The sequence below is a fragment of the Rheinheimera tilapiae genome (assembly GCF_042432165.1).
Taxonomy (GTDB): domain Bacteria; phylum Pseudomonadota; class Gammaproteobacteria; order Enterobacterales; family Alteromonadaceae; genus Pararheinheimera; species Pararheinheimera tilapiae.
Map to the genome: position 1 here is coordinate 406,852 of NZ_JBHLXP010000005.1, position 12,137 is coordinate 418,988.

A 12,137-nucleotide genomic window follows, 5' to 3' on the forward strand; every position below is an offset into this window, starting at 1 on the left:
AACAAAGCCTGAACAGGTTCAGGCTTTATCTTCTGCTTTGATTTTGGTTACCAGCAACTGGTCGATTTTATAGCTGTCGATATCGACCACTTCAAATTTGTAGCCGCAGTAATTGACCGAGTCGGTGCGCTTGGGAATTTTGCGCAGCATATACATCATAAAACCGGCGATGGTTTCGTAGTTTTGCTGATCCGGAAAGGCGTCAATTTCCAGCGCCCGCATCACGTCGTCCAGCGGCGTTAAGCCTTCGACCAACCACGAATCATCATCCCGTTTGACGATTTGCTCTTCTTCCGAATGCACTAACTCGCCCATCACGATACTCATCACATCTTTGAGGGTGATCATGCCAACCACCATCGCGTATTCGTTCAGGATCACGGCAAAATCAACACCGCTGCTTTTGAAATGCTCCAACACTTCGTACAACGACAGAGTGTCCGGAATAATCAGTGGCGTATGAAGCATGCCCGGATGCGTGATCGAAATAGGCAGACCATTTAACACCTGTACCAGCAGTTCGCGCGATTCAATGTATCCAACTACCCGATCAAGGCTGGTGTCACAGACCAAAAACCGCGCATGCGGAGAATCCAGCAGCTTTTTGCGGATACTGTCTTCGGCTTCGCCCAGGATAAAATAGACCAGACTTTCACGCGGGGTCATTGCCGATGTGACGGTACGCTGGTCCATATCAAATACGTTTTCCAGCAGCTTATGTTCCTGCTGTTGCAACACTCCAGCTTCGGCGCCTTCATCCATCATTGAGATGATATCTTCCGGCGTAATTTGGTCTTTGCGATGGATCGGCACATTGAACAAACGAAACACCAGATTCGCGACACTGTTGAACAAAAATACCAACGGTTTTAGCACCACCAGCAGCGTCAGGATTGGCCGTACCACAACCAGAGCAACCTGCTCAGGCGCCAACATGGCAAGACGTTTCGGCATCAAATCGGCAAATAAAATAAACAAGGTTGTCACCAACAATACCGACAAGCCAAAGCTGATATTTTCCAGCCAGACGCCGTTATAGGTGTCACGCAATAAATCGGCAATATAAGGGGTGAAAGCTGCCTCACCGAGGATACCGCCGAGGATCGCCACAGCGTTGAGGCCAATCTGCACGATAGTAAAAAAATTACCGGGATGCTGCTGTAATTCAAGGACTTTGCTGGCGCGCGCTTCACCTTCAGCCACCAACTGGCGTAGCCGTAACTTGCGTGCAGCTGCCAGCGCAATTTCGGACATAGAAAAAAATGCGCTGATGGTGATCAGCAATACGATGATGAGGATATGTTCAAATAACGACATAGATCTGCCTTTTACGGTTACCGCCCGCAGCGTAGCAGGCTTGTCTGACACCTGTATTGCACGTCAATGACAAATGCCATTGGAATGTCATACAAGCCAGAGTTTCACCCTGTGCTGGCAGTATAGGCTTTTACACGTTTTATTTCAGCTGGTTATCATAAACATCAGCCCACACAATAGCGGGCTGATGCAAGAGTCGGAACTTCGCTGCCACTAGATCTTAAGCTGTTTCGCCAGAAAATCCTGCACGTTTTTCAGGTAAATCGTCTGGTTATGCTCACCGTAAAAGCCGTGAGTCTCGTCATCAAATACCAGCCATTGATAGGGCTTACCAGCTTTATCCAATGCAGCTTTTAAGCGTTTTGCATGTTCAAACGGCGCGCGCTCATCTCGCTCACCATGCATGATCAGCAATTCCGCTTTCAGTTTTGCCACCTGATATACCGGCGAAAATTGTTGCAGTTGCACCTGATTATTGCCCAGTACCTGCTCTAAATAAGCCTTGCCAAAATAGGCATCCGGAATATCACCGCTGTTTTTCATAAGTGGTAAGTCATAGACTCCGGCTACTGCAACTCCGCATTTGTACAAATCAGGCGCCAGTGTTGCAGCTTGGACGGTCGAATAAGCGCCGAAAGACGCGCCCATGATACAAACATTACCCGCCTTTGCTTGGCCCTGCGCGATAGCCCATTGGGTACCGGCAATGATGTCTTGCTGGATCAGTCCCCCCCACTGTTGGTAGCCAGCGCTTTGATGTGCTTGGCCATAGCCACCAGACCCGCGATAATTGACTTGCAGGACGTTGTAACCACTTAATGCCAGCATCTGCACTTCGCTGTTAAACTCCCACTGGTCCCTTACAAAATGCGGCCCGCCATGCACCAGCACGACCATGGGTTTATTCGCAGATTGCTGCGGAGCTTTGGTCAGATAACCATGCACTTTATAGCCGTCTGTCGACGCAAAGCTGAATGGCTCCATCGCCGCCAGTGTGACGCCATTTAAATGCGCTTTATAATCTGCCAGCTTGGCAAGGCTGACTTTTTCATGGTTGTACAAATAATAAGTGCCTGGATTCACATCAGAACTGACCAGCACTATCCAATGTTTACCATCGGCTGTACGGCTGGTAATGCTGACTTTTTCCCCGGGAAATGTTGCCAATAAGTCTTTAAAAACTTTTGCTTCATCATATTCACCGGTCAGTAGAATATAAGATGGCCGACCGTCATCGACCCGAATACCATAAACAGCCCGCTGATCTGTGGTTGAGATCACCGTACTGACATCGACATTCGGGTCGGTATAAACTTCAGTAAATTTACCGTTGCTCAGGTCCATCCGATGCACGCCAGTGCGACTGCTTTTTCTATTATCAAATACATAAACGGATTTGTTATCACTGGCTACGGCAATAGGCGCAAAAGTATCGCCGTATTGTTGTGCAGGAAATTGCTCCCAGTCATTGCTGGTGCTGTCGGCTTGCCGAATGAAGACTTCAGTCTGATTTTTGCTGTTTAGCCCAGCGACTACCCGTGGCCGGCCGTTCGGACCAGGTTCCACTTCTCCCTGTGACACCGGTAAACGGCCACGTGATGTGGTTTTACCGCTAAAAATGTCCAACGCCAGCACTTCCGGAAAGGCTTCGCCATCAAAAGTCATCGGCGTGCTTTTGATCAGGATCCGGTTGTTTTCATCCGGCACCACATCAATAAACTCCGCCCAGGCCCGGCGCGCTTCCCTTGCTTTAAAATTACTGCCAACCTGCTGCTCACCGGCGCGATACCCAAACAACAGCCCGCGTTTGCCCCCATCAATGTTAACGCCATACAGTTCACCGAAGTACTCTGGCTCTTGCTGCCAAGGGCTGACCTGGGTCAGTTTAAAAATCACCCGTTCATTGTTAACCCAGTGATATTCTCCGACCTGACCATCGCCACCCATTTTGACCGAATTGAGCATTTTCATCGTGGCACGATCAAAAAATACTAAAGCAATACGTTCTTCGTGAATAATTTTTGCGGCCAGATGCTGGCCATCGGGGGAGATTTTAAAATCAAAAATCGTTGGATCTTTGGCAAATAAAGCCGGCAGATCCGCTGCCGCGGCCAGCGCTTGCGCACTCACTAGCGCGGCGCATACAGCAAGCATGCGCCGGCGAAACAGCTTAGATAATTTCATTAACAAATCCTTTTGTGACGTGTTGATATTTATTAGGTGCTTAAACAAGCGCTATACACAAATAAATAACAAATATCCCAAAAGTTGCAAAGCAATATCTGCTTACATCTGCAAAAACAGCTCGCGGGCGCGCTGATATACCCACAGTGCTAAGGCCGGGTCATAACGTTCGCCTTCGTCCCGCATAAAAGCGTGTTCAGCATTCACTTCATGCCAGTCGAAACTGACACAGGCTTGTTGCAGCTGTTGTTGAATTTGCCGCCGGCCCGTTTCCGGCACATGCGGATCTTGCCGGCCAAAGATAAATACCAACCGGGCCTGACTTTCCCCCACCCGTGCCAGCGTCTGACCGGCATCACCAGCTGGTAATGTGTCGCTATGCAAATCAGTTGGGTATAAACATAAAGCTGCCTGCACTTCCGGTTGCAGCGCTGCTCGCAGTGCCAAATGGCCGCCGATACAAACGCCCATGGCGCCCAGCCGGCCATTCCACAGCGGCTGTTTGCCAAGAAAATGAATCATGGCGCGGTTGTCGCTGTCGTACTGACCTAAAGGTTTGGTCCATTTGTCCTGATTGCCTTTATCTTTGCCGGCATCATCGTACGCCAGCACAGTGCCTGGCGCATTCAGTTCATGGAATACTTCGGGTACCAAAACCAACAGACCCTGACCGGCCAGCATGGCCGCCATCCGTGCGATTGGCGCCGTGATCTGGAAAATTTCTGAATATAACAACACCGCCGGGCAAGGCTTGTCAGCTTTGGGCTGATAGACCGCAACCCGCATCGGGCCTGTTGGAGTGGTTAAATCAACAACAGATGTCTGAACCTGCATAAGTCCCTCTGGATGTCTCGATGGCTGAAATTGGAGGCTGGCAGTGTAATAGCTGCCAGGGCTTTTGCAAAGTAGCGCCGCTATGGCTATGACGGAGTTGTATCAGTGATGCGCGGAAAGATTAGCCGGACCAATAAACCCGGTGGCTGATTCAACAACTGCAGGCTACCGCCATGTGATTCCATAATATCGCTGCACAGGGTCAGGCCAATACCCGAGCCTTGTACCTTGGTGGTGTAAAACGGCACCAAGGCATGCTGCAGTACTTCAGCGCTGACACCGCCACCGTCATCCTGTAACTCCAACACCAGCTGCTGCGGGAATTCCTGTAGTTTCAATGTCGTGCCGCTGCCACTGGCGCCGGCTTCCTGGGCATTTTTCAGCAGATTGAGTAACAACTGGGTGAGCTGTGCACCGTCCAGATACCAGGCATGCTGTGGCAAGTCGCCCAGCAACTCAAATTCATACTGATTTTGTAATGCGTTGATAAGTTTTGGGAAATTAACTAATGAAGGCACTGGCGGCGGTAGTTTTGCAAAATTCAGGTAGCCCTGCAAAAAACCATTTAACTGCTGACAACGCTCACCGATATGGGCAAAAATCTGCACCAGCTGCTGGTTGTCTGGGGTCTCCACGACACTGGACTGGCTCAGCAAGCGGGCACCGGAAAACGCCAGCGATGACATCGGTGCCAGGCTGTTATTCAGTTCATGCCCAATCACCCGGATGAGTTTTTTCCAGGCTTTAACTTCTTCCTGCTTAAATTCCCTTGTCATCGGTTTGAGCTGATACAACCAGTGTTGACGCTGATTCAACCGGAACGGACTGACCGATAAATGCCAGACACTTTGCGCATCGCCTAAATGGATCAGGCCTTGTTGCGCACGCTGACAAGCTTGCAGTAATTCCGGCCAGTCGGCGAGCACTTTGCTGAGCAGACTGCCGTCAAACTTACGCCCCTGGCACAGCAGATGCCTTGCCGCCGGGTTGCTCAGTAGTACACGTCCGCCCTCGTCGGTCAGGATCAATGCACTGGGACTGGTTTGTAACACGGTATCGAGTAATAACTCACGTTGATACAAGGTGGCGCGCTGGCGCATCAGCTCGGCTGACATGTCGTTTAATGCGTTGGCCAGTGGTTTCAGTTCACCGAGGATCTCACTGTTTGCCGCCAGATTAAAACTCTGGTCACGCAGACTGTCAGCCTGCAGATTCAGCGCCAACACTTCGTGCTCCAGTTGCTGCAAATAGCGCCCTAATAGCAGTAGCAGCGCCAGCGTCAATCCGCCATAGCTGCCCCACAACGCATAAGACTGCGGCGCCAGTTGCCACAACAACCCTGCGAATCCAGCCAGCAACAACGTGATCAACGCGATCAGGCCACGCCGGCTCAATTTAAGGCGCATCGATACCATAAAACTCCATTCGCCGGTATAAGGCTTGCCGGGTAATGCCAAGCGCTTTGGCTGCGCGTGACACAACACCTTGATGCGTATGTAGTGCACGTTCAATATCTTGCCGGGCGATATCATCTAAGGCGCGGTTTTTATTGCTGTTTTCAGCCTCCAGCCCCAAATCGGCCGGATTGATTTGTACGCCATGACTCAATAACAACGCACGCTGACACACATTCTGCAGTTCGCGCACATTGCCGGGCCAGGGGTACTGCAACAGTGTCGTTTCAGCGTCCCGGCTCAGGGCTTTTTCACCGGCTAAGAAATGCCGCGCCAGTGACAAGATATCGTCCTGCCGCTCTTTTAACGCCGGCACGTGTAACTGTACGACATTGATGCGGTAGTACAAGTCCTGGCGGAACTGGCCAAGCGCAATGGCTTTGGTTAAATCGGCGTTGGTTGCCGACAACAGCCGCACATCGACCCGCCGCGTTACACTGGATCCTAGCCGCTCGAACTCACCGGTCTGCAGCACCCGCAGCAATTTCATCTGACCGCTTAACGACAAATTGCCAATTTCATCGAGAAACAAGGTGCCGCCATCAGCGGCCTCAAACCGGCCGATGCGGGCTTTGGTGAGGCCAGTGTAGGCGCCGGCCTCAGCGCCAAACAACTCCGCTTCCATCAAATCGGCCGGCAGCGCGCCCATATTGACCTTGATCAGTGCTTTACCTGAGCGCGGCGAGTTAGCATGCAAAATCTGCGCGATGCCTTCTTTGCCGCTGCCATTTTCACCAGTGATCAACACTGCTGCCTGCGAAGGCGCGAGCTGCAACGTCATCTGCAGTAGCCGTTCCATCGCGGTACTGGCAAACACCAGCCCACACAGATCTTTGCCGATAAATGCCTGCAACCGTTCTTGCTGTTTCCGTTCAGTGTCGCGTTGCTGATCCTGCAATTTCTTCAGTTTCAGCGCATTTTGCACTGTCATCAGCAAACGCTGGTCGTCCCAGGGTTTAGCGATGTAATCACAGGCGCCGGCTTTGACCAGCTCCACCACCATATCCAGTGCAGTCCAGGCCGTCATTAATACCACCGGGATCTGCGGATATTGGGCACGTAACAAATAAAACAGCGTTTTGCCTTGCTGCCCGGTCATTTCACCTTTGGCAAAATTCATATCCTGCAGCACCAGATCCAGCGATTGTTGTGCCAGCAACGCCAGCGCGGCGCCGGGCTCAGTTGCGGTCCAAACCTGATGACCTTCCAGCTGAAACAGCGTCAGCAAGGCGGTCAGCACCGCCTCGTTATCATCAATAACCAGTATTTTTGCCATAAATTACAGTGTCTTCGTTGCAGTTGCTGGTGAAACCCGGGTGGCGATTCTGGCAGGATACCATGTGGCCAGAGTGACACACAGCATTAACACACTGATCGACAACAGCGGCAACCACAGTGGGATCGCCGGGATCACAATGACGGTCGCCAGCAGTTTATTCAACAACAATGCTACAAACACACCTGCGCCGGTACCGAGTAAAGTACAAAGCCACCCTTCGGCCAACAGTTCAACGAAGATAGCCTGCCGGCTCGCGCCGAGGGCACGCTTGATCCCGATGTCCTGCTGCGATTTCAGGGCATGGAAATGCGCATTGCTGTAACTGGAAATCATTGTCACCAGCAGCATCAGCCCGGCAAGAATGGTTAACAATACGGCCAAACCAAACTCGGTGCGGTAAAGGCGGTGGTGTTGTTCCGCCAGTGAGCGGACGTAGAAGATTTCAATGTTAGTGTCGACGTTACGCAATACCTGATCCAGCTGCTGGCGGACAGCATCTGCACTGCCTGCCTCCACTCGCAGCAGCAACGAGTAACCCCAGTCTACCCCGTACAAAGGCGCCACCTGCACCGAGTTATTAAACACATGCTCAGCCGAGCGCTGGCCATAAAAGTTGCTGACCACTGCCGCCACAGGCCCGCGATTAACGGCCTGACCGACCGGGTTTTCCTCTGCAAACAGATGCTCTGCCAACTGCTGTGTCAGCACCACCGGCGACTGCACCTTACCATCCAATGGGGTTGGGCTGACCGGCAACTCACCGTTTTGCACGGTCAGGCCCAGCACCTGGAAAAAATCAGCGGAGACAAAATACATCGGGATTGACGCCAAATTGGTGCGCTCTTGCGCACCGACTTTAAAAACATTGCCGTTGTTGCCCCCCTGCAACAATGGGCCCTGATTACTATAAGCCACCGCGATTACACCCGGCACCGCGCGCACCCCTGCAAGCTGGCGTTCGAGCAAGTCGCTGAGCGCCGGATATTTGCGCAGCTCCGGCGTCGTCGGTTTTAACTGGACCTGCAGGATATTCTCCATATCAAGACCTGTCGGTTCATTCAGACTGGCATGGGTTTGACTGGCCAGCATCACAGCATTGAGCAGCAACGCCAGCGTCATTGCCAGTTGTAGTAACAACAACCCTGTGACGACTTTTCTGCGTTTTAACGATTTCAACATCAGATGCAAAGACATAGGGTTACTCCTTCAACTGCTGGTTCAAGGCACCAAATGATGCGCGTAAGGATGGATATAAAGTCACAAGATAACTAGCACTCAGTGCTAACAGCAGTAAGCCCAGTAACAGCTGCCAATCCCAGGTCGAGAATAAGCGGTTCACCGGCCACAGATAGTTCATCAGCTGAACGCCACCGAGTCCAATCAACAAGGCGCCAGCCAGACAACATAGCGTCAGCAATAACACATCGGCCAACATCTGTTGTTGTAACTGCCAGCGGCTGGCACCGAGCGCCCGGCGCAGACTAAACTCGTATTGATTGCTCAGGTAGCGGTTCAGTGATAAATGACTGGCGTTGAGCAGACACACCAGCAAAAACAGTAGAGTGACCAGAGCAAAAGCTTTGATGTCACCAGACTCACCGCCAAAATAGGCCACAATATTGCGCATCGAAGTTAACTGATTATTGATGATGGAAGGATGGCGGCCCGCGGCTTTTTCGGTGCTGGCCAGATTTTGCATAAAGTCGCGATACGCCTGTTGCTGGGCAGGCGTATCGAGCTGCACCCAGTACTGCAGCTGGTGTAAAGCACCGGTACGGCCCTGCGAAGACAGCTGCCGATAGTCGGTATCGTCAAAAGTACTGGATTGACTGTTCGACATGTAATTCATGTCATAACCGGTTTCCAACGGCAGGTAGATTTGTTCAACCGGCTCAACATGGTTGCCACTATTGGCATCATACAGCCGCGGCAGCATTTGCCAGTTGTCGAGCACAGCGCTGACCGTGAGCGGTTTATCGTCTAGTAACAGCGTTTTTCCGACCACATCACTTTGGCCAAACAATTTTTCCGCCAGGGCTTTGGTCAGGATGATTTCGTTGCGCGCGCTATCATCCGGCCAAATACTGCCATGCAGCACTGGCACGTCAAACATGCGGAAAAAGTCACGCTGCGTGATACGGACGCTGACCGGCAGCGGCGGCTGTTTGGTATCCAGACGCAAGTAGGCATCGGAGCTGTACATCGCAGCCTTGGCGGTTGGGATGTCCGTATTACTGAGTTTTTGCACATTGGCGTAACTCAGCACCGGCGGCGGCTTACAGGTGTTGTCATCACATTCCCAGGGCACCAGCAACATCATTGGGAAAAACAGCTTGTCGCTCTTAAGTGGTAACGGATCGGCGTTTAAGCGGTAATAAAAGGTCGCATTGGCGAAAAACACACCAAGCCCCAACGCCATAATCAGCACGGTCAGCACATAAGGCAAAGGCGCACGGCGAATGCTCTTTACGCTGACTTTGAGGTAGTACAGGAACTGTTCCATCGCACGCTCCTTATGCCACAGCCGTTGTGCCGGACTGCAACGGGTCATACATCGACGCATCGCTTAAATGCCCGTCAATAATCTGCACTTGCCGGCCGGCACGGCGTGCCTGGTCCGGATCGTGCGTCACCATCAGAATGGTGCAACCGTCGCGGTTAATTTGTTCCAGCAATTCCATCACCTGACGCGCCATCAGCGAGTCCAGGTTACCAGTGGGTTCGTCGGCCAACAGAATGCGCGGCTGACCGGCAATAGCGCGAGCGATCGCGACCCGTTGCTGCTGACCACCGGATAACTGACTCGGATGATAGTCACGACGCGCCGCGAGCCCCACTTGCTCCAGCGCATGTTCCACCCGGCGTTTGCGTTCGGCGGCAGCAAAGCCCCGATAACGCAGTGGCAATTCAATATTGTCAAACAGGCTGTAATCTTTAATCAGGTTAAAGCCCTGAAAAATAAAGCCAATCTTCTCATTGCGCAGTGCAGACAATGCCTTGTCCGACAAGCCTTTAACCGAATGCCCATCCAGCAGATAATCACCGCCATCAAAACTTTCCAGTGTGCCAAGCACATTGAGCAACGTTGATTTGCCGGAACCTGATGGACCAGTTAATGCAACAAACTCACCTTCAGTCACATGCAGCTGAATGTTTTTCAGCGCCTGAGTTTCAATCAGCTCTGTCCGGAACGATTTACTTAAATCATTAATTTTAATCATTTTATTCTCCTTTTCTGGATTAGTTCAGCCGGACCCGCTCGGCATCTTTAAATTCACTGAGGCTTGAGATCACCAGCTGCTCACCTTCTTTTGCCCCCGCTAAAATCTCGACCCACTGCACAGATAACGCGCCCAGTTCAATCGGGGTGCGCACCGCAATATCCTGCTCCAGCCGGTAGCCAATGCGGCCGCCGCCGCTGGCGACAAATTCACCACGGGCTACACGCAGTACATCTTTGCGTTCGTCAAACACAATCCGGCCCGAGACACGCTGGTTTTGCCGCAGCGCTTTGGCATCCTGATCGGCAAACCGGACGCGGGCTGTGACGTTGCTGTCTTTCACTTCAGCCGCCACGTGTGACAGCTGACCACTGAGTTTCTGGCCATTTAGGGTGACTTCAACCGGCAGGCCTGGTGACAACTCCGCCGCATAGTTTTCTGGTACGCTGAGCTCTGCTTCGTATTGGCTGAGGTCAATCACGGTTAGCAGGCCTTGGCCGGTTAACACCTGGGTTTGTTGCGTGGCCAGCCAGTTACCGACCTGACCAGTGACCGGCGCTTTGATTTGCAGTGCGGCCAATTTACGTTCCAGCTCAGCTACGACTAAGGCCTGCCGTGCCAGCCCCTGCTCACCGGATTTCTGCTCAAAACTGAGTTTGTCAGCCGCCAGTGCCACTTTGGCTTTGGCGTGGTTGTATTCCAGTTCCGTCTGCGCCAGTTTGTCGCGGGCGATATCCAAATCAATCTGGCGCATCACACCGAGCTGCATTGACTGCTCAGCACGGGCCAGTTCACGTTTGGCCGCCTGCAGATTGACCCGGGCACTGCTTTCGATCTGGCGCATATCCAGTTGTTGCTCGCGGGCCAGCAGCTTGGCGCGTTCATGCTCAGACTGCATCGACAGTAACAGCGCCTGCTGTTGTTTCACTTCATTTTCTAAACTCGGGCTTTCCACCACCGCCAGCAAATCGCCGATCGTCACCGCTTCGCCCGGTTGTTTGATAAAACGCACCAGCCCATCCTGTTGACTGACCAGCGTTGGCGCATTGGCCGCCACTACTTTGCCCTGTACCGCCAAGTCACGGACAAAATCGCCCCGGCTGACTGTTGCTAACTGCACTTCACTGCGTGCCAACACCAGCGCCGCGTTGGCGCTAGTGGAAAAAATCAGCTGATAACTGCCCCACAACAAGCTGCTGATAGCGCCAAATGCCACGACCAGTTTTAGTACCGGCGTTTTGTGTGCTTTTTCAATCCGCACGTCCTGTTGCTCTGTACCTTTGATCATAAATCGTCTTATCCTCTGTCCATCTGCAGCTCAAACTGCGTTTTCTGCTGTTGATTGACACAAGCTTTGCAGTTGGCGTGCCAGATATTTAATTGATTATTTTCAGTAACTTATAGTTAATCATATTGTTTTCAGACTGTCCGCGGACACTTTTTCTGTCCGCGATACCAGCTGTTGCAATACAGCGGACAGCCGCATCATTCACAGAGGACCGGAGGTCTTGATGGCGCATTATTTATTGCTATATCAACTGAGCGCGGATTACCTGCAAAGACGCGCCGAATTTCGCGATGCGCATTTACAACTGGCCTGGCAGGTGGCTGATCAGGGTTTACTACTGGTTGGTGGCGCCGTTGGTGACCCGATTGAAAGCGCCATGCTGTTGTTTCAGACCGACGAGCCGGATCGGATCGCGGCCTTTGCCTGCGCCGATCCTTATGTGCAGCAAGGGCTGGTGACCAGCTGGCGCATTGTGCCCTGGCTGACTGTCGCCGGCCCGTTGGCCGCAACCCCACTGAAAAGCGTCGCAATCCCGGCAACGGACGCCAGTTAATTGTTGC

General features: G+C 52.2%; 10 protein-coding genes. 1 reads left to right on the forward strand and 9 read right to left on the reverse strand.

Annotation, left to right across the window (positions count from 1 at the left end; all coding sequences use genetic code 11):
* Window positions 1-18: 18 nt before the first annotated feature.
* The 9 genes from paeA to ACFFJP_RS18235 all read right to left on the reverse strand — a co-directional run bounded on the left by paeA (window position 19) and on the right by ACFFJP_RS18235 (window position 11,577).
* Entirely contained in the window at window positions 19-1,317 is a 1,299-nt protein-coding gene (gene paeA, locus ACFFJP_RS18195; protein ID WP_377247637.1) for a polyamine export protein PaeA, read from the reverse strand.
* A gap of 213 nt (window positions 1,318-1,530) precedes the next feature.
* Window positions 1,531-3,501, reverse strand: a complete 1,971-nt coding sequence (locus tag ACFFJP_RS18200) for an alpha/beta hydrolase family protein (protein WP_377247640.1) — start codon at window positions 3,499-3,501, stop codon at window positions 1,531-1,533.
* A gap of 102 nt (window positions 3,502-3,603) precedes the next feature.
* Window positions 3,604-4,335: a dienelactone hydrolase family protein gene (locus tag ACFFJP_RS18205; protein ID WP_377247643.1), complete on the reverse strand. Its 732-nt coding sequence runs from the start codon at window positions 4,333-4,335 to the stop codon at window positions 3,604-3,606.
* Between the two features lie 86 nt (window positions 4,336-4,421).
* The gene (locus tag ACFFJP_RS18210; protein WP_377247646.1) at window positions 4,422-5,840 is read right to left on the reverse strand and encodes a sensor histidine kinase; all 1,419 of its coding nucleotides are present in this window, start codon (window positions 5,838-5,840) and stop codon (window positions 4,422-4,424) included.
* Entirely contained in the window at window positions 5,731-7,065 is a 1,335-nt protein-coding gene (locus ACFFJP_RS18215) for a sigma-54-dependent transcriptional regulator (RefSeq protein ID WP_377247649.1), read from the reverse strand. Before ACFFJP_RS18215 ends, ACFFJP_RS18210 begins: the two co-directional genes overlap by 110 nt.
* Window positions 7,066-7,068: 3 nt before the next feature.
* Complete coding sequence (locus tag ACFFJP_RS18220; RefSeq protein WP_377247652.1) at window positions 7,069-8,262, reverse strand: FtsX-like permease family protein; 1,194 nt, start codon at window positions 8,260-8,262, stop codon at window positions 7,069-7,071.
* Window positions 8,263-8,266: 4 nt separating this feature from the next.
* A complete protein-coding gene (locus ACFFJP_RS18225) occupies window positions 8,267-9,571 on the reverse strand; it encodes an ABC transporter permease (RefSeq protein ID WP_377247654.1) in 1,305 nt (434 codons plus the stop codon).
* 10 nt (window positions 9,572-9,581) lie between these two features.
* Window positions 9,582-10,289: an ABC transporter ATP-binding protein gene (locus tag ACFFJP_RS18230; RefSeq protein ID WP_377247656.1), complete on the reverse strand. Its 708-nt coding sequence runs from the start codon at window positions 10,287-10,289 to the stop codon at window positions 9,582-9,584.
* Between the two features lie 19 nt (window positions 10,290-10,308).
* Window positions 10,309-11,577 (reverse strand): efflux RND transporter periplasmic adaptor subunit, encoded by a 1,269-nt coding sequence (locus ACFFJP_RS18235; RefSeq protein WP_377247658.1) that lies wholly within the window; start codon window positions 11,575-11,577, stop codon window positions 10,309-10,311.
* A 223-nt stretch (window positions 11,578-11,800) separates the two neighbouring features.
* Here ACFFJP_RS18235 and ACFFJP_RS18240 point away from each other — a divergent pair, with 223 nt between their 5' ends.
* On the forward strand, window positions 11,801-12,130 hold the full coding sequence (locus tag ACFFJP_RS18240) for a YciI-like protein (protein ID WP_377247661.1): 330 nt from the start codon (window positions 11,801-11,803) through the stop codon (window positions 12,128-12,130).
* The last annotated feature ends 7 nt before the right edge of the window (window positions 12,131-12,137 follow it).